The sequence below is a fragment of the Peribacillus sp. P4_D6 genome (assembly GCF_056401795.1).
Genome location: NZ_JBFUIQ010000020.1, coordinates 37,325 through 60,423, shown reverse-complemented (window position 1 = coordinate 60,423; position 23,099 = coordinate 37,325). Strand labels below are relative to the sequence as shown.

Annotated in this window: 20 protein-coding genes and 1 pseudogene; 18 read left to right on the top strand and 3 right to left on the bottom strand. The window is 37.9% G+C overall.

Translation table 11 applies throughout. The annotated features are described in order from the left end of the window. Positions 1–38: 38 nt before the first annotated feature. A protein-coding gene (locus tag AC1DVB_RS09470) for an IS3 family transposase (protein ID WP_477589053.1) occupies positions 39–1,375 on the bottom strand; the annotation gives its coding sequence in 2 pieces (ribosomal slippage) (positions 39–991 and positions 991–1,375; 1,338 coding nt in all). Between the two features lie 324 nt (positions 1,376–1,699). On the opposite strand from AC1DVB_RS09470, the gene AC1DVB_RS09465 reads away from it, so the two are divergent. From AC1DVB_RS09465 to AC1DVB_RS09440, 6 genes and pseudogenes are all read left to right on the top strand, one after another. Beyond that, entirely contained in the window at positions 1,700–2,935 is a 1,236-nt protein-coding gene (locus AC1DVB_RS09465) for an IS110 family RNA-guided transposase (RefSeq protein WP_477589051.1), read from the top strand. Positions 2,936–3,281: 346 nt separating this feature from the next. Continuing rightward, positions 3,282–3,467: a hypothetical protein gene (locus AC1DVB_RS09460; RefSeq protein ID WP_034306238.1), complete on the top strand. Its 186-nt coding sequence runs from the start codon at positions 3,282–3,284 to the stop codon at positions 3,465–3,467. After that, complete coding sequence (locus AC1DVB_RS09455; protein WP_268750788.1) at positions 3,464–3,598, top strand: hypothetical protein; 135 nt, start codon at positions 3,464–3,466, stop codon at positions 3,596–3,598. The genes AC1DVB_RS09460 and AC1DVB_RS09455 overlap by 4 nt, the downstream gene beginning before the upstream one ends. A 581-nt stretch (positions 3,599–4,179) precedes the next feature. Beyond that, positions 4,180–4,653: pseudogene (locus AC1DVB_RS09450) on the top strand (recombinase family protein); the annotation flags it as partial. A 511-nt stretch (positions 4,654–5,164) separates the two neighbouring features. Continuing rightward, positions 5,165–5,290, top strand: a complete 126-nt coding sequence (locus AC1DVB_RS09445; RefSeq protein WP_477589049.1) for a hypothetical protein — start codon at positions 5,165–5,167, stop codon at positions 5,288–5,290. A 38-nt stretch (positions 5,291–5,328) separates the two neighbouring features. Next, complete coding sequence (locus AC1DVB_RS09440; protein ID WP_318269909.1) at positions 5,329–6,468, top strand: exosporium leader peptide; 1,140 nt, start codon at positions 5,329–5,331, stop codon at positions 6,466–6,468. 202 nt (positions 6,469–6,670) lie between these two features. On the opposite strand, the gene AC1DVB_RS09435 is transcribed toward AC1DVB_RS09440, so the two are convergent. Further along, positions 6,671–7,321: a TetR/AcrR family transcriptional regulator gene (locus tag AC1DVB_RS09435; RefSeq protein WP_057276095.1), complete on the bottom strand. Its 651-nt coding sequence runs from the start codon at positions 7,319–7,321 to the stop codon at positions 6,671–6,673. Between the two features lie 291 nt (positions 7,322–7,612). Between AC1DVB_RS09435 and AC1DVB_RS09430 the strand changes: the two genes are divergently transcribed. The 5 genes from AC1DVB_RS09430 (at position 7,613) to AC1DVB_RS09410 (ending at position 12,033) form a co-directional block, all read left to right on the top strand. After that, a complete protein-coding gene (locus tag AC1DVB_RS09430; protein WP_057276094.1) occupies positions 7,613–8,464 on the top strand; it encodes an SDR family NAD(P)-dependent oxidoreductase in 852 nt (283 codons plus the stop codon). Continuing rightward, entirely contained in the window at positions 8,464–8,589 is a 126-nt protein-coding gene (locus AC1DVB_RS09425; protein WP_262983613.1) for a hypothetical protein, read from the top strand. Before AC1DVB_RS09430 ends, AC1DVB_RS09425 begins: the two co-directional genes overlap by 1 nt. A 396-nt stretch (positions 8,590–8,985) precedes the next feature. Then, positions 8,986–9,900 carry a DoxX-like family protein gene (locus AC1DVB_RS09420; RefSeq protein WP_057276093.1) on the top strand — a complete coding sequence of 305 codons (915 nt, stop codon included), beginning with the start codon at positions 8,986–8,988 and terminating at the stop codon, positions 9,898–9,900. Beyond that, complete coding sequence (locus AC1DVB_RS09415; RefSeq protein ID WP_057276092.1) at positions 9,900–10,511, top strand: DUF4166 domain-containing protein; 612 nt, start codon at positions 9,900–9,902, stop codon at positions 10,509–10,511. Before AC1DVB_RS09420 ends, AC1DVB_RS09415 begins: the two co-directional genes overlap by 1 nt. Then, a complete protein-coding gene (locus tag AC1DVB_RS09410; protein WP_477589045.1) occupies positions 10,480–12,033 on the top strand; it encodes a YndJ family protein in 1,554 nt (517 codons plus the stop codon). Before AC1DVB_RS09415 ends, AC1DVB_RS09410 begins: the two co-directional genes overlap by 32 nt. Positions 12,034–12,380: 347 nt before the next feature. On the opposite strand, the gene AC1DVB_RS09405 is transcribed toward AC1DVB_RS09410, so the two are convergent. Next, positions 12,381–13,355, bottom strand: coding sequence for a LacI family DNA-binding transcriptional regulator (locus AC1DVB_RS09405; RefSeq protein ID WP_477589043.1), 975 nt, complete (start codon positions 13,353–13,355; stop codon positions 12,381–12,383). Positions 13,356–13,786: 431 nt separating this feature from the next. Between AC1DVB_RS09405 and AC1DVB_RS09400 the strand changes: the two genes are divergently transcribed. The 7 genes from AC1DVB_RS09400 to AC1DVB_RS09370 all read left to right on the top strand — a co-directional run bounded on the left by AC1DVB_RS09400 (position 13,787) and on the right by AC1DVB_RS09370 (position 22,499). Continuing rightward, positions 13,787–15,085 carry an ABC transporter substrate-binding protein gene (locus AC1DVB_RS09400; protein WP_239860017.1) on the top strand — a complete coding sequence of 433 codons (1,299 nt, stop codon included), beginning with the start codon at positions 13,787–13,789 and terminating at the stop codon, positions 15,083–15,085. Positions 15,086–15,096: 11 nt separating this feature from the next. Further along, positions 15,097–16,041, top strand: coding sequence for a carbohydrate ABC transporter permease (locus AC1DVB_RS09395; RefSeq protein WP_034306219.1), 945 nt, complete (start codon positions 15,097–15,099; stop codon positions 16,039–16,041). Then, complete coding sequence (locus AC1DVB_RS09390; protein WP_034306216.1) at positions 16,041–16,889, top strand: carbohydrate ABC transporter permease; 849 nt, start codon at positions 16,041–16,043, stop codon at positions 16,887–16,889. The genes AC1DVB_RS09395 and AC1DVB_RS09390 overlap by 1 nt, the downstream gene beginning before the upstream one ends. A 120-nt stretch (positions 16,890–17,009) precedes the next feature. Beyond that, the gene (locus tag AC1DVB_RS09385) at positions 17,010–18,251 is read left to right on the top strand and encodes an MFS transporter (protein WP_034306214.1); all 1,242 of its coding nucleotides are present in this window, start codon (positions 17,010–17,012) and stop codon (positions 18,249–18,251) included. Positions 18,252–18,272: 21 nt separating this feature from the next. After that, a complete protein-coding gene (locus tag AC1DVB_RS09380; RefSeq protein WP_057276111.1) occupies positions 18,273–19,736 on the top strand; it encodes a glycoside hydrolase family 32 protein in 1,464 nt (487 codons plus the stop codon). A gap of 53 nt (positions 19,737–19,789) precedes the next feature. After that, positions 19,790–20,809, top strand: a complete 1,020-nt coding sequence (locus AC1DVB_RS09375) for a carbohydrate kinase family protein (protein WP_477589041.1) — start codon at positions 19,790–19,792, stop codon at positions 20,807–20,809. A gap of 457 nt (positions 20,810–21,266) precedes the next feature. Beyond that, positions 21,267–22,499, top strand: coding sequence for an MFS transporter (locus AC1DVB_RS09370; protein ID WP_057276087.1), 1,233 nt, complete (start codon positions 21,267–21,269; stop codon positions 22,497–22,499). Positions 22,500–23,099: the final 600 nt, after the last annotated feature.

The window sequence follows — 23,099 nt, the reverse complement described above, 5'->3', positions numbered from 1 at the left end:
TAAACTGTACCCTATGTAAAGGACATTTTTAAAAAAGGTTATGCCACTTGGAGAAGGTGATTTCTGTATTGAACAGGAGTCATCTTCTTTAAGTTCCATTGATATCTGAAATTGTTATAGTACGTCATATAACTTCTTATTTCCTTTTTAAGTTCTTCTATAGTATTACAAGGTTTAATATAGGCTTCATCTTTGAAATGACCAAAGAAGGACTCTAGGGGAGCGTTATCCCAACAGTTCCCTCTTCTAGACATGGATTGCCCAAGTCCTAGTTTTTTTACGTGTTTCTGAAAAGTGGGACTAGTATAGTGTACTCCTTGATCAGAGTGAATAAAGGCCCCTTCGGCAAACTTTACTCGTTTATTCTTCGTTAACTTTACTAATGTATCTGTAGCTAAATCTAATGTCATTCGGCTAGACACATTATAGGCAAGTATTTCATTCGTTGAACTATCTTTAATCGTGGATAAATAAGCCTTTTGTCTATTGTCATAATATAAATATGTAATATCAGTAAGTAATACTTTTCCTGGARTTGCTTGTTTAAACTCTCGGTTTAATAAGTTCGGCAGAATGGTGTGTTCTTGAGTGGCTTTCAACATCTTCTGATAAGGGTTGGTTCTTCTAATAGGACAAACAATCTTGTATTTCCTCATAATCCTTCGGATTCGCTTYAAGTTATATGTAATTCGAAACTGTCCTTCTAACGTCATCTTAATCTGGCGTGCACCTTTTTTRCGGCGTTTAAAATGAAAAGCATTTAAAATATTTTCTTTAAGTATCAAGTCTTTTTCTTCTCTTAGSTCTCTTCTTTCCTGAGCTTGTGAAGAAAAGTAGTTATAAAAACCAGAGCGAGAAACTCCCGCAATTTCGCATAAGAAACTCACCATATTTTTAAGTAGATACTTTTCTATTACTGAACGTATTAAAAGAAACCTCTGTTCAGCAGAGACTTTTACTCGTTTTTCTTCATCYCCCTTTCCATCATGTCTAACTTTTTTAGTAACTCATTCTCAGCTYTCAACAATTGATTTTGTGCTTCTAATCTAGCATTCTTTTCTTCTAGAGAAAGCTCCTTCTGAGTTGGTCTCCCCGAATTATCACTACGCGTATCCCTAAGTCCCAATACTCCTGATTTTTTATAAGCAGTACGCCATCTGGAGGCTGCCCTTTGTACTCTGACAATACCTATGACTTCAATATTAAAACCATTCTCCTCGAAAATCTGCCTTGGCAACTTACCATTTTCATTTTCAGCTATAAAAATCCTCTTAAATTCGTCTGTATATGTAACACCCTTTGAACTTATAGATTTAACATATGGATTATTAGATAGTATTTCTATTTCTTTCTCAGTAAAGAGTTTTTTTGGCATTTAATTGTTCTCCGATTCTCCCATTTTTTTCATTATACATAAAAGTACCCTACAGAGCAGACCTTTTTTTAGTGTCTACTCTATAGGGTACAGTTTATWTTTCTGGTTGACCATTTTTTATTTGGTTTTACTATAACAGTAGCCAGGGTAGAACGTAACTGCCCATGGGGCTTTGACCCCGTCAACTAAACCGTTCGCCCCCTACTTGTAGAAACATGATTGAGGCTGGTTGGGACTTAGATCTCGTATAACAAGCGAAGCTGTGACACTGCATGGAGGAATTAGGGGTACTGGCAAATTATTAGTTTAGGAGGAGGAGTTTGAATGAATCCAGTCATTGGTCTGGATGTTTCAAAAGGAGAAAGTCAAGTTCAGGCATTTTCAGATAAAGGCAAACCATATCGTAAGAGTTTTAAAGTTTCTCATACTGTTGAGGGTCTTGGTTTACTTGAAAAATTTCTGGATGAAATAAAGAGAGAAACAGGTAAGAAACCACCTATCGTCCTTGAAGCAACAGGACATTATCATACCTCTGTTGTTCAATACTTGGAGGACCGTGGGTATTTATTGATCATCATTAATCCACTGATTTCTTATAAGGCTAAAAGTTCAAGTCTTAGGAAAGTAAAGACAGATGCGGTTGATGCTTACCATCTCTGCGAGCTGTTTTATAAAGAAGACTTAGAGCCATATAAAAAACGTGGAGTTCAACTATTAAACCTTCGGAATCTTACAAGACAGCACGGGAATATAACTGGCGTATTGATTCAAACAAAGCTACAATTTCAAGCCATTTTGGACCAAGTCTTCCCCGAATATAGAGGGGTTTTCGGTGACTTATATTCAGTAGTATCACTCTTAACTCTTTCAGAGTTTCCCTCATCTGAAGACATATTAGAGGCAAGCTTAGAAACAATAGCTGACAAAATCGCTCAATTATGTAAAAGTCGCTCATCCAGATGGGCTAATAAAAAAGCTATTGAACTCAAAGCTGCAGCAAACCGAAATCCTTTTGAAAAGACTTTGTATCAGAGTCATATTTTGAGTCTTAGTATATTTATAAACATCATTCTTCAATACAAAGAGCACCTATCCAAGTTAGAGACAGAGATAGATGCTCTCGCTAAAGAAGTTGAAGAATATAATATCATCAAATCTATCCCAGGTATCGGAGAAAAGATCGCGGCAACGATTATTTCTGAAATTGGTGAGATAGATCGATTTAACAATCCTAAGAAGCTTGTAGCTTTCGCTGGAATTGATCCTAGTGTATTCGAATCTGGTAAGTTTACTGCCACCAAGAATCGGATCACAAAACGAGGATCTAGCAGACTTCGCCATGCCTTATATATGGCAGTTCGTTGTGCTATTCGTGATTGTCGCAAGAAGAAAACGACTGATGAAGTCATCCCTCGCAACAAAAAAATGCGTGAGTTTTACGACAAGAAGCGTAAAGAAGGAAAGCCTTTTAAAGTAGCTGTAATCGCATGTGTTAACAAGCTCTTACATTGGATTTTTGCCCTGTTAAAAAGCAAAACGACTTTCCGAGATATAGCATAGGACCTATATCTAACTAAATAACACAAAACCTTCCAATTACGAGAAAATGGAGGGTTATTAGGTATACCCTTTTTTAGTATAGCATGAAGAATTTTTAGTTTTTAATGAAAAATATTGACAAACTATTAGCTGGTTTAGTTCACTAAAAGAAAAAAGGAGAGTACATATTATACATGGCTAATATGTACTCTCCTTTATTTATTAAGATTTTTTATAATTAGGTATAGATAATTTTGAAAAACTAACAAACATTAAAGGACCGTCAATAGACCTGTTTTTTGTACGAAAGAAGGATGGCCACCAAGTTTCGACGAATATATTAATATACTTTTTGGAGGTGTTGGATATGGGGATTTGTTGTGGAGAGTGTCACGTTGAATTAAAGAGTGATGATTATGTCACATTGGATGAATTTAGCACGCTGAGGCACACATATTGCGGTTATGATCTTATTGCCGAGCTGATCAAAGACATTGGGACTTATCGAAATATCAAAACAAAGTATTGGTTTTCCCGTGAGCGCACTAAATGAAAATCGGTAAAATCTTGGAGTTAATTATAACTGATATACCAGCGAATATTGCCAAAAGGGCTGATGTTCATCTTTCAGAAAAATCACTAAGAAAAGCTTTGAATAAAGCTGGTTCAGCCTTTTTCGCCTGAATTCCTATACTCATCGATATGGATGTTGAACTTATGAAGGAACTAAAAATACAAGCAATCATTCATGATAGGACGGTTTATGAACTAGTTGAAAGTGCCGTAAGTCACTATTTAGCTGAATTAAAGGGAAAATGATGTGTCTTTGAAATAAAGTCACGATGTTTATAATAAAGTTGCATCATTTTACCCCTTTAGATAATATCCTCTAAAGGGGTATTTTTATGCTCAAGAGATAAAGTACATCTGAAATTTAAAAATGGTTCAAGGGGATTTTTGAGTGGCAATAGAGTTGTTCCGTTAAAGGGTGCGATACTTTAATAAGAATTACTTTTCTTATAGAAATAACGGGTGCGTTAGTCTAACAGCGAACAAAAAAGTCGATTCCTTATCAAAACAGGAAATCGACTTTTTTTAGGTTGAAATTTGCTTAAGAGTACAGAATTTCCGAAATGTTAGCGGTACCTCTAAAAGTAGGAATCTAAAAGTTATAATATATAGAATTAGCCTGGAGCGAAAACGCTTCAGGCTTTCTTTTTGTTGTTTTATCGTTTGTGTTCGTAAAAGTACACTTATATGAACAAGAATATGGTTACAATAAGATTTTTATGGAGAAACAGAGTGGTGCTAAATCTACTCGCTAAGGGTTTGGACTATTTAAGGGAAGGTGCAAGCTAGTTGTTTACAAAATGGATAGGTTAGCACGTTCCACCTTTGACCTACAAAAGATTGCTAAGGATTTAGAAGAACGTGGAATAGCTTTAGTATTCATCAAAGAACAGATTGATTTTAGTACACCATCAGGAAAGCTAATGTTTACTATGCTGGGTGCTATTGCTGAGTTTGAACGTGATTTAATCAAGATAGAACCACTGAGGGACGTGAAAGGACAAAGGCACAGGGTAAGCATATGGGACGAAAAGGACGTTAAGAAAGCGTTAAAGCTGTATGAGGAAAGAGAATCTAACGGTTTAAGCGTTAATGATATAGCTAAAATGACCGGCATTCCACGATCCACTATTTACGCTAAAGCGAAAGAGATGATTAGCAATAGCTAATTGTCCTTTTTCTTATTGAACTCTCCCAGTATGATAGGTATATTTCTCAAATGCTCAAAGGGGTAGGTTAATTTCAACAAGGGATTTAAAAACTGCACAAGCAGCTAGTCCAGTATGTTCATACAATACAGGAAAACTATAAAGGAAGTGTTTGACATAATATGGCAATTTCCCCTTTTCAAAGGCTTGTGAGTAATGCAAGTGATGTATTTCTTGGTTCTGATAGGGATCAAGCTGCAATGAATGCAGCAAATAATACAGGTGATCATCCAGATGTTGTTGCCCGTCGTGTTAGCCCCCTACCTGGAAATCTTTACAAAAATTTGATAATGATACAATTGCACAACCTTTTTCCCCCTTTGGCTCGGTTCCCAATCCTGAGTATATTTGGGATCAGCCTACATCAGATGGTCAGACCGTATCTTTTGCTATTGCTTCTGAGCCGTTTATAGTCTCTGCCGGTTTAACTGCGTCATTTAGTGTTTCTTTAGGTGCGTTTGCTGACAATGCCATGGAAGCAAAAATTGAACTTTTTGAAGAAATTGGAGGTACGTTTGTAAAGGTGTCCCCTCAGCCTGAGGGGTTAGATGAATTTTTATTGATCGCAGGCGAACCAAATAATCCTGCCGTCGATTAACAATCAATAATCCACCCTTTACCTTCCAAGATACTCGTGTGTATTCTACTCGCTTTACTACTCCGGATAATTTACCATCTGTCTCTAGAACGTTTAAAATCGTTGTTTCATTTGAGGTAACCAATTACCTGCAACAACCTATTTATTCTTCCAATCCATCCAGTTTGAACAATCCAGCAGCTTTACAATTTATGGTCGATATCTTCCTTGCGCCAGAATCCTGTATTGAACCTCCACCAATAGCCACTCAAATCGTTTATGTAAATAAAGCTGGTAATGATGCGACTGCTGACGGTTCTGAATGTAATCCATTCTTGACAGTCACTGCGGCCATGGCATCTATTCTAGATGCTTCACCAACTAAACGGTATGCTATTTCTATTGGTCCAGGTAACTATACAGAACCATTAATACATCTAAAGGCAAACGTACAATTGGTGGGAACCAGTACTTTATTAACCAGACTATCGATACCTTTCGATATTAATGATCCATCATGGTTTGAAACTGGATTTCAAAATGATAATCGATCGGGATTTGTGGATTTGACTTTGTTAGCTGCACCACTTGATTTTAACTTTGTGACTGCTAGTAGTTTTAGTGGGAAGTTATTCTTTGTTAGTGTTAATTTGACTCCCTCACCAACCTTCACAGCTTTAACGACTTCGGTTAATCAAGTCAATATTCGAGACTCGTTGCTATCTTCTGGTTACACTCAAAATGGGATTAACATGATAATGTTTGCTTCATTCGTCACTGGTGGAAATATCATTATTAATTCACAAGCTACTACGGATACCCAAGTTAATTTAGTGGGTGGAGGAATAAATGGAAATATCATCATTAATGTTCAATCTGGTCATATTCCAATTGACCCTTTGAATTTAACCAGTTTTGCTATAACGGAAAATATTTTCAGTCCTTTCCCTAATTCAGGAAGGTTAATCGTTAATGGGGTTAATAATGTAAGTACAAGAGTCAGAGCGACAGTAGACTCTATACCTATTCGGTCTCGAGTGACTCTTGTAGGAACTGGTACAACATTAATTAGAGTTGATGATGCTTTTGGGCTAGCCTATACACCTGCTGTTCCTGCGGATTACGACCCACCAATACCGACTACTGTTCAAGAAGCTCTTGATCAATTAGCTGCACGTGTAAGAGCTTTAGGAGGTTAAGAAGTAAACAATCCCCTAATCAATTAAATAGTATAAGGGCATGTTTTGATTAATCTTTTTCAAAACATGCCCTTTCTATTTATTCATTTATCAAGGTTGCTTGTATTAAAAAAATACCCTCGTGTCGTTTTGAAATAAAGTTACGACGTGTTAAAAAATAAAGAAAAGACACCCTAAGGTGCTTTTTCCCTCTCTAGAAGCCTCAACTCGAAAATAACGAACCGACAACCAAAGACAACGTTTGCTCGTAAACGGCATGTGCGGTCTGCACATCACCAAAATGTCCGCACATGTAAAGATGGATAACACCGTGGAGCGACGCCCAGAAGATACGGACGACGGTTTCCGTGTCATACGGACCGGTAATCAGTCCCTGCTCTTGCGCATTACCAATTACCGTCAACAATTGCCGCATGGCTGTTACGGTGCCGTGTATGCTCTCCTCGTCTGGTTTGAAATCCGCGAAGGCTCCTCCGAACATCAGCTTGTAATAACCGGAGTATCGCTGCCCGAATTGCCAGAAGGTTTCGCCTAAATTAAACAGCTGCTGCATCGGATCGTCAGCGCGCGGCGTTATCTCGAATTCGTTGGCGAGAAGCTTGCAGCCGTCGAGATAAAGCTGCTGAGCCAGTCCATCTTTATTGACAAACAGGTTGTATATGATTTTGGTTGAGCAATTCATCTTCTGCGCAACTTTACGCACCGTCACAGCTTCAGGACCCTCATCGTACAAAATCGTTGCCGCAGCATCGACGACGAGCTTTCGAAGATTTTCAATATTTTTCAAGCGAGCCTCCTGATATGTTTCCAACTTTTGCGTATTTGCATCGAAGGAATTATTTTGGTCTGTCATCGCTATCACCCTCAATTAATACATTTTTAGTAAGAAACAATGTTTCCAGCTCTTAACAGGAATTTTAATATAATTGTCGGAGCGTTGTCAATGTTGCAAGGGATGCCAAAAACCAACGATTCAAAAAACGATGTTGACTTTCTTAAAAAGCTTAGTTACAATGATTCCAATTAGAAACAGTGTTACCAGAACGCATCATAATTCTTGACTCTTATGAGAGTCAGGAATTATTTTTAAGGAAAAAGTAACACTGTTTCCTAATTATAAAAAAGTGGATAGGAGAGTTGCACAATGAACATAAAAGGAAATTGGGCGCTTGTCACGGGAGCTTCATCCGGCATCGGAGAGCAATTCGCCCGACAATTGGCCAAAGAGGGTGGCAACCTTGTACTCGTAGCCCGATCGAAAAACAAGCTGGAGAACCTGGCATCGGAGCTTAGAAAGAAATACGGCGTCAAGGTCGAGGTGATTCCTACCGATCTTGGCAAAGAGGGCGCGCCAGGCGAGTTATATCGGCAATGTCAACTTCTGAATTTAGAGATCGAATTGCTAGTCAACAACGCCGGCTTTGCCACACACGGTTTGTTTGAACAAGTGTCAGGCGTGCGCCAGCATGAGGAAGTCATGCTCAATGTTGCCGCTGTTGTAGATATGACGCACTTGTTCTTGCCGGATATGTTGTGTAGAAACTCTGGGGCCGTTATCAATGTCGCATCGACCGCCGGATTTCAGCCCCTTCCCTATATGGCCGTATACGGAGCAACGAAAGCCTTCGTCTTGTCGTTTACCCAAGCCTTGTGGTGGGAAAACCGCAACAGTGGCGTCCAATTTTTCACGCTTTGTCCCGGAGCGACGGACACCGGCTTCTTCAACGTCGTAGGCGCGGAAGAAGCCGCCGTCGGTAAGAAAGACACACCGGAGCGGGTAGTGGAAGTTGCACTTCGGGCATTGAAGGACGGGAAGCTGTATGTCGTTCCGGGTACACAGAATTATATAGGTACGCAGATCGGACGATTCATGACGAGGAAACAGGGACTTCGTCTCGTTGGCGGCATGCTTCGTCCACGCGACGGCTCCGCCAACAATAAGAAGTCGGCCGGTCCGTCCGATCTTGCAGGATGGATGATCGAGGAGGTGCACTGATGGCTAAATCGGCAAATATTTCAGCTAATGCTTCTGTCCATCAACCCATCCGGGAAAGTCATGGAAAGCTGGCACATTCAATTCGAGAAGGCCGAATAAACTTTAGATACACTGAAATTGATTAAAATATTTTATAAAAATTGAACTGGAATATTCTGAATAGTAATCTATTTTGATCAATCTTTTTTCAAAATAGATTCTTTTTATTTATCATAAAATGTGGGTTTGCGAGATATTTTTGATTAAACTTTATTTAAAAGCTACACCTCGAAAGAGGGTGGAGTTTGATTGAATTAATAGTAGGATAAAGAGGTGGAAGTACATCGAGTAACCAATTGTACGAACGGGGCAGGATAGTTAGAGAGTGCTGTTTAACCTCTGTTCAGCAATTGGGCCAGATAATTGAGAGATAAAATAAGTTCTTAGAGTGTCTTTCAAACTCTATCACTCTTACAGCGATTTCATAAATTCTAACATTGTGTAATGAAACTTATGTTACTTTATTAATGGAGGTGACATTTATGAAAAACAAACCGATCTATGTGGAAATTCCAATTCAGGCAACTATAGACGAAGTATGGCGTATGACTCAAAAGCCTGAACTACATGAACAATGGGATTTGCGTTTTTCTTCTATTACCTATTTACCGAAAAAATCAGAAGATGATCCGCAATCCTTTTTATATGAAACGAAATTGGGATGTTGGATAAAAGTCGCTGGCTGGGGTAAAAGTATCGGTACGCATAATAAGAAGGATGGTTCAAAGACATCTTCTCTTCACTTTGGTACCGATCAAAAAATTTCGCCAATTTGTGAAGGTAAAGGATATTGGCAGTATATTCCGACAGATAACGGAACCACATTTCTCACCCAATATGACTATAATGTACGTTATGGTTTATTTGGACGGCTTTTAGACATCTTTTTTCGGCCAATCATGGGGTGGGCAACAGCTCTAAGCTTTGATGTGCTAAAACGCTGGATCGAAAAGGGGGAATCGCCACGATCACAGTATGTACGTTTCATTATTAACACTATAGTAACAATGCTCTTTTTCTTTGTTTGGCTTTATCATGGGCTAATACCGAAGATGATTGCCAAACATCCTGAGGAAGTATCGATGCTATCTAGTTTAACTTCCTTGGAGGGGACTGCTGCTGTAAAGGGTGTAGGGATAATAGGCGTTCTCGAGATTTTATTTGCAGTGGTATGGCTACTTTATCGTAAGAAAAGACATTTACTTGTTCTGCAGATGATTGCTTTTCCAGTATTGACCATTAGTGCCTTGATCGCTAGTCCTTCATTCTCATTACACCCGTTTAACCCTATTACATTTAATGCTAGTCTGTGGGTTCTTTCCATTATTAGCTTCTTACTCGCAACTGATTTGCCATCGGCAACAAGTTGCAAGCGTACGAGAAAGGGTGAATCATAATGACAATCTACCAAGACCTCTTAGGTGGGGATTTTCAAAGACTTCATCCTAAGCTACAAGAGCGTTATGCCCTACCAATTGATAAACCGTTTAATGGGGTCGGAATGATGTCAAAGATTGAAACGGGAGCTTTCTGGCTAAAACCCTTTTTTAAATTTGCAACACGCTGGAAATTTCTTTTTCCCGAAAAAGGGAAGAATGTGCCGTTTTCGATCAAAAATACCTGTAGATCATTGCCGACTGGTGAGGCAGAAATATATTGGGAGCGTACTTTTTATTTTGAAGAGATTACTCGGCATTTTAATGCATATATGACGGTTGATACGAAGCGTGGTGTTGTGAAGGATTATTTAGGGGAGCCGAGCTTATTTTATTCGGATTTAAAGTTTACGGTGACACCTGAAGGGCGCATAAACATTCGCTCTGGGCCTCAACGTATCGTTATAGGTAACCTAGAGTTTCCAATTCTTCGGTTATTAGAAGGAGTTGTGACCGTTGAGGAAGGGTATGATGATGCCCGAGAAGTATTTACGATTCAAGTCGATATACGAAACCGAATCGTAGGAAGGTTGATGGCTTATGAAGGCGAATTTAAGGAGCAGACTGTTTAGTTCAATCACCATTGCAGGTGTGTTCTTTTTCATAGCAAGCAGCATTTTGACATCTGAACCCTATTTGTTAATGCTGACAGCTGCACAGTTGATTTTCGTGCCACTTATGCTCCAGCTACTATTAGAAACAAAGAGGAAACATATTATTTTCAATTGGATTGCTATGCTCTCCATCTTTTTATTGCAAGTTATCCCATCAAGTACAGGACAGATGGTACTCGCTTTCATTTATATGATTTTAACCTTTTTTGTGGCATGTTATGGGCTAAAACGGTTTTTTCAGCGTGGTTTTACAAACTGGGCAGAAATATCGATTGATATCGGGATGATGTATTTATTTGTAGGCGGACTATGGTTCTTTGCTTATATTGCGGGAATTGATACAGGTTTTAGTCCACTAATCACTTGGTTAACAGCTATTCATTTTCATTACTCTGCCTTCTTATTGCCCATATCTCTTGGGTTTTTTGGACGCTTACACGATTCAACATGGTATCGATTAATTGTGCCAATTATTTTATCGGGTCCCATACTCGTCGCCATTGGCATTTCATTTTCGCCGTTACTGGAATTCATCTCTGTGTTGCTATATATATTTGCCATTTACACCTTAATCGTACTTGCATACCGAACACGCTTCCTTTCACACTTGCAGACGATATTAATACGGCTATCATTCAGTGCACTAGGCATCACAATCTTATTTTCATTGCTTTATGCGACAAATAATTCGTTTGGACTTTGGTTTGTTAGTATTGATTTTATGCTGAAATTTCATGGCTTATTTAACTGTTTGATTTTTGGCATGTTAGGCGTACTAGGTTGGGTGCTTGTCCCTCCTAAAACGAAGCAGGATGTCTGGAATTTCCCAGTGAGCCGAATTCGAGGTGTGTTAAAAGGAGCAGGCAAGCAACACCCAGGACTAGTGGATGAACTAAGTGATTTTGTTGATATCAAAACTTTACCAAAAACAATCGTCCATTTTTATGAGAACACAGATCAGTATCGGTTATTTGCTTCTGTAAAATGGGCAACTTGGTTTATACCGTTTGCGGTGTGCTATAAATTGATAAGTACAAAACTACAGCAGTTGAACCTGCCCATCTCAAGTAAACGTACTGAAATGACATATAAAATACGTGCTGTTGATCAACCGCTAGATGGGAGGAAAAATCCACGCGCATGGATTCGCCAGGTGAAGGAGAATACCGTATTTGTGGCCATTTATTCTCAGCATAAAACGGAGGGCAGGACGTATATGAATATAGCACTTCCTCTTCCTTATTCGTCAATGATTGGTATTTTACAGCTTGACGCTATCGATGGCTCTCTTATTCTTTCGAGCGAGGGAGAAAGTGACTCTGGTATTTATTTAGCAGCTGGCAAAGCGCTTTTCAAGCTTCCATTATCCGAGCACTTTTTAATTAATGAAACAATTGCGGGAATACTCACAGCACATCACAAAATGCGAATCTTTGGCATGCCTTTCTTACATATTGATTACACCATAAATCAAAAATAATGGTGTTTAATGTTTATTTGGGGGGATTTAAAGACGTGAAATTCAATAATTGGATGAATTGGAGGATAATAGTTTTTCTAATTATTTATACAATCATTGATACGACTTATTCCATTATAGGGAGCGATTCTTTAATAGGGATCGCCCCTTGAGACCTAAGGGATTTTACATATATTTTTTAAAAGTACACATTTTCAGACAATGTAAGTGAACTGACTCCCCAATTAAAACAGTTTATTTATATACCCATCTATTTAGAGCGAATCTACAATAATTTTCTATTCGTCTTTGCATTTGCAACAAAATCGGTTTTGACACCTCAAAACCTATCATATAAATACAATAAATTAAGTCGTTCCACCTTCTAAAAGTTTAACAGGCAGATATGTCTCTAACGGAAAATTGTTAAATTCACCTTCAATTTGTTTTAATAAAATATCAATTGCTGACTTGGCAATTAAATCAATTGGTTGTTGTATGGTTGTCAATTCTGGCAGTAAAACTTGAACTGCTTCTGTTCCATCATAACCGACAACTTTTAATTGCGATGGTATCTCTTTTCCGCGTTTTTTAGATTCAGCTATAACAGATGCCGCGATTAAATCATCACTTGCAAAGATCCCATCTACTTCTGGATGTTCATCAAAAAGCTTAGAGATTACTTCTTTATGACTTTGAAGGGGTGAAACTTCATATGTAATTGGAAGTCTACCCTGTTCCTTCATAACATCCTCATACGCTTTTCTTCTTAAGTTTGCTGGTGTTTGCAGCTCAATTGGTCCATTTATATGAACGATATACTGACAGCCTTTCAATATTAATAATTCTGTAGCTTTTTTCCCTCCGCTATAATTGTCAGAGCCAACAACAGGGATGTTTTTCGATAAGTAGTGGTCAATTGCCACGACAGAAAGATTCTGCTTCTCATAATTTAGTATACCTCGGTTATATGTCACAACGACTACTCCATCTACTTGATTACGTATGAGCATCTCTAAATATTTTTCTTCTTTATCTATGCGGTTTAAGCTGTTACAAAGTAACAATTTATAGCCTAATGAAGCACAGATACTTTCAATATGAAAGGTAAGTTCACCGTAAAATGGGTTACTTGAGTTTGGGATAATTAGTCCTATTAAATTAGTTCGTTTATTAAATAAAGAACGGGCTAAATCGTTTGGAAAATAATTAATCTCTTCCATCGCTTTATAAACTTTTTCTTTTGTTTTTTCACTTATGTAACCGCGGTTATTTAATACACGGGAAACTGTTGTTGATGAAACACCTGCTATTTTTGCCACATCGTGAATGCTAGGCTTCATTTCATGTCCTCCTACCTCATTAAGAAACATCCATTATTATTTAAAATGAAGTTTTCATGTTTTTGTCCATTGACTGGAAACTGAGACTTTTTGAGTTGGTTCACAGAGTTATTAAACATTGGCATCAATATTTTATAAAGAGCGAAGGTTATAAAAATGAAAATCCATAATTAACTGTTTAATAGCATATCATAAACTGTCACCTACTAGGAAAACCCTATAATAAAATAATTTCAGACTAGTCTGATCACGCACCTATTTTAGAGAAAAGCACTACTTAGGTGCAAGAGTTAGAGACTTACATGAATTTAATGTCTGACTTTTCAAAAAAATGACTGTCAACCGGTTGACATATGTAACCGGTTGACATAAACTACTGTTGAAAGCGCTTTTATATTTTTTTTAAAAGATATGAGGAGGGAGTGAAAGGTATGAAGAAATGGCTACTTGTAAGTATATCTTTATTACTGATGTTTGCTGCGGTGGGCTGCAGCAAAAGCGAAAGCGTAAATAGTGATGGTAAAAAGACGATTACGATGTGGGTGCACATATCTGATGAAAATGAAGAAGGAAAAGTGTATAAAAAACGGGTAGAAGCCTTCAATAAGAATTATGCTCCTGACAATATCAAAGCTAAAATTGAATTTATTCCACGTAGCGGAAATGGCGGTGGTTATGAAGACAAAGTAAACGCGGCCCTTACAACCAGCACGTTGCCGGATGTTATTACTTTGGATGGTCCCAATACAGCTGCTTACGCGAAATCTGGTGTCATTGCACCATTGGATGAGTATGTAAAAGATCAAGAGGATTTGCTGCCAAGTATTAAGCAACAAGGAACTTATAAAGACAAGCTGTATGCAATTGGTGTTAGTGAATCATCTGTTGGGATTTACTACAATAAAAGGATGTTACAAGAAGCGGGCGTCGATTTGAATACGCTGCCAACAGTTGATAATCCATGGACATGGGAGCAATTCCTTGCTCTTTGTAAAACGTTGAAAGATAAATACGACAAACCAGCTATTGATATGCAATTACAGTCGAAAGACGAAATGTTGACGTATGCGCTAACTCCGTTTGTCTGGTCAGCTGATGGGGATATCATCTCGAAGGATGGAAAGAAGGCAGAAGGTGTCTTCAATAAAAAACCTACTGTTGAAGCTTTGACATTTATTCAAACTATGTTGAAAGAAGGTTATACGACACGAACACCAGTCAAACAAGCGTTTGAAACGGAAAAATATCCAATGAAGTTTAGTGGAGTATGGACTGTAACTGATATGAAAACAAACTACCAAAAGGTAGATTATGGCGTTATCCCATATCCTGTATCACCAAAAACAAAGAAACTAGTTTCTCCTTCAGGTAGTTGGCAATTTGCGATGACACAAACGTCCGAAAATAAAGAATGGGCTGCAAAATTAGTCGATTGGATGACAAACAAAGATTCGAATGTGGAACTGAGCCGTACGATTGCAGCACTGCCAGTCCGATACTCTTCTGAAAAAGTGATGGCAAAAGAGTTCTCAGATCAAATGAATGTCTTCTTGAAACAATTGAAAGAAACAGGACACGCACGACCCGTTACACCGGCTTATCCGCAAGTAACGCGTGCTTTCCAACAAACAATCGATGACATCAGCTTCTATGATCAAAATAAAGATATCCAAAAAGTATTGGATACACATGCGAAAGAAATGCAATCAGCTATCGATAAAGCCAATTAGAAGGAGGAGCCATGAGTAAAATTGGATGGAAAGAAAATAGGAGTGTCTATACATTTCTGAGACCAGAGGAAAGAACCAAAAATAAAACTCGGTGGAAAGAAAATGTAGTAGCATATACGTTTTTGGGACCGGCGTTGTTACTTTTATCGATGTTCCTTGTTATTCCGTCTATAATGTCAGTCTATTATTCGTTTACGGATTACTATTTATTGACACCAGATATGCGTAAATTTGTCGGATTGGACAATTTCATCAATCTATTCCAAGACCCAATTTTTCTGAAAAGCTTGGTGAACACACTGGAATTTGTCGTTTGGGTGATTCCGTTACAGATAGGGGCAGCTCTGGGGCTTGCCCTCCTGTTAAATAAACAACGTAAAGCAAACACGTTTTTTAAAGTAGCTTACTTTAGTCCAGTTGTCATGTCACTTGTCGTTATCTCTGTTCTATGGTTGTATTTGTTGAATCCAAATGAAGGGATTATTAATAACGTACTCACATACTTCGGCATTTCAGCGCAACCGTTTTTGACAAGTCCCAAGCAGGCGATATTTACAATTGTCGTGGTTTCAGCTTGGCAAGGAGCTGGCTTTCAGATGCTGATTTTTCTAGCAGGACTGCAGAATATCCCCGGTGATGTTTATGAGGCGGCACAGTTAGACGGAATAAATAAATGGCAACGTTTCATGTACATTACGCTACCTTTGTTGAAACCAACTTCAATTTTTATATTTATTACCACATTAATTGGCGCATTCAAGCTGTTGGTTCAACCAATGGTTATGACGCAAGGCGGACCAGTGAATTCCACCATGACGGTTGTCTATTATATTTATCAAACTGGTTTTACGGACCGTATGGTTGGTTATGCCAGTTCAATTGCTCTCTTGTTTGGGACGATTATCGGATTGGTTACGATTACGCAGCGTAAACTGGTGAAGGAGGATGAAGATTGATGAGACGGAAATTCGGGCCTCTAACAATTTTAGAATACATATGCCTGGTTTTGCTCGCGGTGCTATTTATTTTTCCGCTGTTTTGGATGGTCGCATCCTCGATGAAACCAGAAGCGGAAATTTATAACGATATGAGTAACATTAAGGCTTTTCTGCCATCATTTCATCCATCAGACTGGTTTGTATCCTATAAGCAAGTTCTGTTACGGTTTCATTTACTAGGTTATATAGGCAACAGTTTGTTTTATGGTTTGTGTGTAGCAGTTGGTTCCATAATTATCAATGGGATGGCGGGCTATGCATTTGCTAAACTTAATTTTAGTGGAAAAAAAGTGCTGTTTGGACTTTTATTGGCTATTTTGATCGTGCCATTTGAAACCATCTTAATCTCTCAATTTACCATTATTCATAGCATTGGATTAGTGGATACACGTCTTGCGGTTATTTTGCCAGCGTTGGCAGGGGCATTCAATATCTATTTGTTCCGGAACTTTTTTATGGCTATTCCAAAAGAGATTATTGAATCGGCTAAATTGGATGGGGCAAATACATGGCAAGTGTTCTGGCGGATCATGCTGCCGATGTCCAAACCAGCCGTTGCCACTGTTGGGACATTGGCTTTTATCGGAAGTTGGAATGACTACATCTGGCCTCTGATGGTCTTGACAGACAAGTCAAAATTTCCGATCCAAGTAGCGATTACAGCAATTAATAGTACAGATCCGGTTTATACTAACCAAGTCATGGCTGTTCTGACGATATCCACCGTACCATTGATTATTATCTATATTGTGGCTCAACGTTATATTTTAGAGGGGATTGGTGGTTCAGGTACAGGCATTAAATAGAGAGTGTATCATCATTAACAACCATGTATGGACTTAAATTCACATTTCTGATTCTTCTTTTTCATATCGTTAACTAGTTATTCATTTCTTTTCACATGTCTAGTAAAAGGAGCAATTAAATTGGAAGTTTCAAAAATTCTGTATTGGAAGTTAAGTGCGTATTTTTTCTTTTTCTTTTTTACTTGGTCTTCAAGTTACTCTTTATTTTCCATTTGGTTAGGACAAGAAATAAATTTAAGTGGGGCAGCTACAGGTATTATCTTTTCTGTAAACGCTATCTTCGCCTTGTGTATGCAGCCACTATATGGTTATATATCTGACAAAATAGGTTTAAAGAAAAAAATATTATCTTTCATTAGTTTGCTACTCGTATTTGTAGGACCATTTTATATTTTCATCTATGGACCATTATTAAAACACAATGTCTTTTGGGGCGCGATTGTTGGAGGAATCTATTTAGCCGTAGCTTTTCTAGCTGGTATTGGAGCGATTGAATCATATATTGAGAAGATTAGCCGTAAATATGATTTCGAATATGGAAAATCGAGAATGTGGGGATCTCTAGGGTGGGCGGCAGCTACATTTTTTGCAGGACAGCTGTTTAATATTAATCCAAATATCAATTTCTGGGTTGCATCTGTTTCAGCGATCATATTAGTGGCCATTATTATGTCTGTGAAAATAGAAATGACGGATCAAGAGATGAATAGAGCCGATTCTATTAAATTAAGAGACGTTGGACAACTTTTTTTATTAAAAGATTTCTGGTTTTTCATGATGTACATTATTGGGGTGACATGCGTCTACAGTGTTTATGATCAGCAATTCCCTCTTTATTACGCCTCATTATTTCCGACTGAATCGTTAGGCAATCAAGTATTCGGATATCTAAACTCGTTCCAAGTATTTTTAGAGGCCGGAATGATGTTTCTTGCTCCGTTTATCGTAAATAAGTTTGGTGTAAAGAATAGTTTAATTCTAGCAGGATTTTTAATGGCCTTCCGAATCATCGGTTCTGGAATTGTTGTTGGGCCAATCGGAATTTCTTCGATGAAATTAATTCATGCCCTAGAATTGCCTATTATGCTAATTGCTATTTTTAAATATTTAGCAGCGAATTTCGATACCCGTCTATCTTCTGTGCTTTATCTAGTTGGTTTCCAATTTGCATCTCAGGTTGGTGCATCCATTCTTTCACCACTTGCAGGTGGATTATATGACAGTGTAGGATTTCGTAATACCTATCTCATCATGGGAATCATGGTGTTTTGTTTTACCATTATTTCAATCTTTACTTTAAAAGGTTCTAAAAAAAGAAAAGGCTTAAATGGCAATCTGGAAAGGTTACGAAAGATAATATAGGAGGATGTTACGATGTTAACAATTAATAGAATTAAACAGGCTGAAGAGGCACTGAAGAATGCCAAGAAAAAAATAAATGATCGTTATCGATTAGGTTACCATATCATGGCTCCAGCTAACTGGATGAATGACCCGAACGGTTTCGTGCAGTATAAAGGGGAATATCATGCATTTTATCAATGCCATCCATATGATGCAAATTGGGGACCTATGCATTGGGGCCATGTAAAAAGTAAAGATCTCGTTCATTGGGAGCATTTTCCTGTTGCTTTAGCTCCCGGGGATGCTTGTGATACAGATGGATGTTTCTCAGGAAGTGCCGTTGATAATGATGGAGAACTAACCCTGATCTATACAGGACATCACTATACAGACAAGGAAAAAGATCTCTTCTATCAAAATCAAAATATTGCGGTCAGTACGGATGGAATATCATTTGAGAAGGTTGGAGAAAATCCGGTTATTGCTAAACCACCAGTGGATAGTGCACATCACTTCCGTGATCCAAAGGTGTGGAGGCACAATGATACCTGGTACATGGTTTTAGGAAATTCGACGAAGGAGAATGTCGGAAGAGTTATTTTATACCTTTCTTCTGATCTACTGAATTGGGAATACATTGGCGTTCTTGCACAAAGTGATGGATCCCTTGGATATATGTGGGAATGCCCGGACTTCTTTGAATTAGATGGAAAATATATTTTAATGATCTCTCCTCAAGGTATTAAATCAAATGGAGATTTATATAATAATCTATTCCAAACAGGTTATTTGGTTGGAGATTATAATTACGAAACAAACGAGTTTGTTCATGGATCATTTACTGAACTGGATAATGGACATGATTTTTATGCAGTTCAAACACTGTTAGATGATAAGGGTCGTCGAATTGCGATTGGTTGGATGGATATGTGGGAGTCAAACATGCCAACTAAAGCTGATGGATGGTGTGGAGCCTTAACATTACCACGTGAAATAACGCTAGGGGATCATAACAAGATTTTAATGAATCCTGTTGAGGAATTAATCTTATTACGGGATTCTGAACACATTGAGTGTACAAATCAATCCATTTCTGAAGGCTATTTGATAGAAACGAAAGAGGATTTACTTGAAGTGAAAGCAGTGTTTGACTTAACTAATTGTAGTGCTCAATCTGTAGGTCTAAAGATTCGTGGAGTTAACCAAGAAGAAACAGTATTAACGTATCACTTAGATAAACAACAACTAACACTTGATTGCTCCAAGTCAGGAAAAGTGGAAGATGGTGTTAGAAGCACAATGCTTGAGACAAATAAAGAGCTTTCCCTGCGTGTATTTATTGATCGATCTTCCATTGAAATCTTTGCGAACGATGGACAAACGACCATGACAAGTCGAATCTATCCGAATGAAGATAGACTAGGAATTGAGTTATTTGCTGAGAAGGGTGATGTACAAGTCAAGGAAATAACCTATTGGAACCTGCAAGATATCTGGAAATAAAATAACAAGGAACAAGTGTCTACACACTTGTTCCTTGTTTAGGGGTGAAAACATTGAAAAAGGTTTTTTGTATTGGTGAGACATTAATTGATTTTATTCCGATTCAAAAAGAAAAATCTTTAAAAGAGGTTACTGGTTTTGAACGTGTTGCCGGTGGAGCTCCTATGAACGTTGCGATTGCAATTGCAAAATACGGTGGGAATTCCGTCATGCTGACCAAGATAGCTAATGATAATTTTGGTGATTATTTAGAGGGCGTGCTTCGAGGAAATGATGTAGACACTTCCTATATTATTCGAAGTGATGAAGGTGAAACTGGATTAGCATTTGTATCTGTAGATAATTTCGGAGAAAGAAGTTTTAATTTTTACCGAAAGAATGCAGCTGATTTATTACTTTCACCAGATGAGGTGAAGTCAGAGTGGTTTAATCAAGGAGATCTTCTTCACTTTTGCTCAGTGGATTTAGTTGAAAGTCCAATGAAACAAACCCATATAAAAGTGATAGACAGATTTAATAAAATAGGTGGAATTGTAAGTTTTGACCCTAATGTCAGGCTTCCTTTATGGCCAGATGAAGAAAGCTGTCGGAGTACCATACTAAACTTCTTGCCTCTAGCGGATATTGTAAAAGTATCTGATGAAGAATTATATTTTATAACAAATATTCATACGGAAAAAGAAGCGATTGAATCCCTTTTTGTCGGTAACGTGAAAGTAGTCGTATATACAAAAGGAAGCGATGGCGCAAATATTTATTTGAAAAATGGAGAGGTATATGAAGACAAAGGATTTAAAGTAATTGTTTCGGATACAACAGGGGCAGGTGATGCATTTATCGGAGGTTTCTTATCCGAACTAGTGTCACTTGAAGTAACTAATGAAAATCTATGTGAAAGAGTGAGTGAAAATCATCAACTATTACTTACTTTTGCAAATGCAAGTGGAGCACTGACTGCTTCCGTAAAAGGGGCTATTCAGGAAGCACCCGGAAAACGCCATGTATTAAATTTTATTTCTACTCAACGGGAAACAACAAAGAGGGGGAGAAAGAAATTTTGTAAAAAGTTTTAAAATCCCTTACTGTGTTCATTATTTATAAGGACAATCAATCTCTTATATAATTAAGATATGTGGAGACGTGGTGCGAGGAAGTTGCTTTTTCTCAGGAGAGGTTTGATTCGTCCCAGTATGATTATTGGAACTTTATGAAAGTTTCGGAAAATCGAGTGGACCTAAAAAAGTAACTATCTGTGAGCATTATGAGATTGATGCATTAGCAGGTGTGGCCTCGTTTGTAGCTATCATTAACCCGCATTCCATCATTTTTTGTAACGATGAAGTTGATTAAGGAATATTAGACAAAATTGCTATAGGTAGCTCAAAATATATCCCGTCAGAACATCTTCAATGAGTGGATTGTTTATATGGATTACAAAGTCTCGGACCTGATCTCAGGATGTGGAACAAGCAAGTAAAATAAATTGGAAAGTGCAATTGAGTACCAAATAATTAAAGGCGAGGTTTGAATATGACAACATTCCTTTTAGTCATCATTTATTTGGCTTTTATTAGTTTAGGCTTACCTGATTCATTGTTGGGGGTAGCGTGGCCTGTGATGCAATTGGACTATGGAGCCCCGCTTGAGACTGCTGGATTACTTTTTATGACGATAGCTGGTGGTACAATTATTTCCAGTTTAGCTAGCGGAATGGTACTTAAACGGTTTGGAACTGGCAATGTCACATTTGTCAGTTGCTTACTGACTGCTGGTGCTTTGTTGGGATTTCATTTTGCTCCATCGCTTGTTTGGTTAATTGTAGGTGCCATACCACTTGGATTAGGTGCAGGATCTGTTGATGCAGGATTAAACGATTATGTTGCTACACAGTATAAGGCACACCATATGAGTTGGTTACATTGTTTTTGGGGAGTCGGAGCTACTTTTGGTCCTATCATTATGGCTCAGTTTATCTCAGAACAAAATTCTTGGAGAAATGGATATCTTGCAATCTCTGGAATTCAGTTCACGGTAACTGTAATCCTTCTCTTCACTTTGCCCTTATGGAATAGAGTGAAAAAGAAAGGCCATATAACAATAAATGAAGAGCAGGAAGATTCAAAAGGTGTATTTTATAATGAAGATGATAAACATGTAAAACCTTTACAAATTAAAGGAGTTAAACTGGCTCTGATCTCCTTCTTGTTTTATTGTGGGGTTGAATCAACAGTGGGTCTTTGGGGAAGTAGCTTTCTGGTAAATGTCAAGGAGTTACCCGTATCGGTTGCTGCACAATGGGTTTCCTTATATTACGCAGGGATAACAATGGGTAGATTTATTACAGGCTTCATTACCTTTAAAATGAGTAACCGTACTCTCATTCGGATGGGGCAAATAATAGCATTAGCTGGTGCCACACTTCTATTCCTACCATTGCCTTCCACTTTTTCGCTTGTAGGTTTTATTATGGTTGGACTAGGATTAGCACCGATATTTCCGTGTATGTTGCATGAAACTCCAACACGTTTTGGGAAGAAGCATTCCCAGACAATTATGGGTTATCAAATGGCTGTTGCTTATACAGGTAGTACTTTCATACCACCTCTTCTTGGCTTCATTGCATCTCATTCAACAATAGGAATCTTTCCATTTTGTATTGCTGTTTTTGTTGCAGCAATGCTCCTAAGTTCAGAGAAATTAAATACCTTACTGACAAAGAATGATTTATTAACGAGGAAAGATAAAAGCTCAAAAGCATTTTAAGTATCCTCGAAATCAATCACCTTACATCGATTACCACCGAAGTAGTAGAAGCTGCACGAAATAGCTTAGGGCTTGGACGTATATAATAAAGAAACCCAGCTATTCTACTCATGTGAAGATAGCTAGGTTTTTAAAGAGGATAATGGACTTGATTTAGGTTTATTAATGGAATTATTATTCACTAACACGATATCGGCCTTTTTTGCAGTTGATTTTTAATCTCATGTGCTGTTTTCTTGGTATTTATAAATATGGATTTGTATTTTATCTCATATTACCGTTGGATTATCTTTAGCTCTACCTTTATTTTTGTTTTTTTGACATTCCTATATTAATAGAAAGATGGAGTATAAATTAGAAACTAAACTTGTTACAGCTAAGATAAGTAAAATGTTTATTCAAGTATTTGGTGCGATTCTGTAATGCGTTAGCCGATGATTGAAGCAGTCTTTAAGGCAGCATTTTTTATGCAACTATCGGGGCAGTTAGTTGAAAAAAAGACGCGTTTTTGCTGGTGGTTACCCCTAATCCACATGAGGTCCGTGGCTCTTTAAACAAACATTCTGCCGCCGTACGAGCATATCGCCAGGCTCGCCTGCT

What these genes read in the sequence shown, in the direction of transcription:
- AC1DVB_RS09430 (WP_057276094.1), top strand. Translation starts at nt 7,613, where the DNA reads ATGAACATAAAAGGAAATTGGGCGCTTGTCACGGGAGCTTCATCCGGC.
- AC1DVB_RS09435 (WP_057276095.1), bottom strand. Translation starts at nt 7,321, where the DNA reads ATGACAGACCAAAATAATTCCTTCGATGCAAATACGCAAAAGTTGGAA.
- AC1DVB_RS09455 (WP_268750788.1), top strand. Translation starts at nt 3,464, where the DNA reads ATGAAAATCGGTAAAATCTTGGAGTTAATTATAACTGATATACCAGCG.
- AC1DVB_RS09420 (WP_057276093.1), top strand. Translation starts at nt 8,986, where the DNA reads ATGAAAAACAAACCGATCTATGTGGAAATTCCAATTCAGGCAACTATA.
- AC1DVB_RS09465 (WP_477589051.1), top strand. Translation starts at nt 1,700, where the DNA reads ATGAATCCAGTCATTGGTCTGGATGTTTCAAAAGGAGAAAGTCAAGTT.
- AC1DVB_RS09405 (WP_477589043.1), bottom strand. Translation starts at nt 13,355, where the DNA reads ATGAAGCCTAGCATTCACGATGTGGCAAAAATAGCAGGTGTTTCATCA.
- AC1DVB_RS09415 (WP_057276092.1), top strand. Translation starts at nt 9,900, where the DNA reads ATGACAATCTACCAAGACCTCTTAGGTGGGGATTTTCAAAGACTTCAT.
- AC1DVB_RS09400 (WP_239860017.1), top strand. Translation starts at nt 13,787, where the DNA reads ATGAAGAAATGGCTACTTGTAAGTATATCTTTATTACTGATGTTTGCT.
- AC1DVB_RS09370 (WP_057276087.1), top strand. Translation starts at nt 21,267, where the DNA reads ATGACAACATTCCTTTTAGTCATCATTTATTTGGCTTTTATTAGTTTA.
- AC1DVB_RS09445 (WP_477589049.1), top strand. Translation starts at nt 5,165, where the DNA reads ATGGAAGCAAAAATTGAACTTTTTGAAGAAATTGGAGGTACGTTTGTA.
- AC1DVB_RS09425 (WP_262983613.1), top strand. Translation starts at nt 8,464, where the DNA reads ATGGCTAAATCGGCAAATATTTCAGCTAATGCTTCTGTCCATCAACCC.
- AC1DVB_RS09390 (WP_034306216.1), top strand. Translation starts at nt 16,041, where the DNA reads ATGAGACGGAAATTCGGGCCTCTAACAATTTTAGAATACATATGCCTG.
- AC1DVB_RS09460 (WP_034306238.1), top strand. Translation starts at nt 3,282, where the DNA reads ATGGGGATTTGTTGTGGAGAGTGTCACGTTGAATTAAAGAGTGATGAT.
- AC1DVB_RS09395 (WP_034306219.1), top strand. Translation starts at nt 15,097, where the DNA reads ATGAGTAAAATTGGATGGAAAGAAAATAGGAGTGTCTATACATTTCTG.
- AC1DVB_RS09410 (WP_477589045.1), top strand. Translation starts at nt 10,480, where the DNA reads ATGAAGGCGAATTTAAGGAGCAGACTGTTTAGTTCAATCACCATTGCA.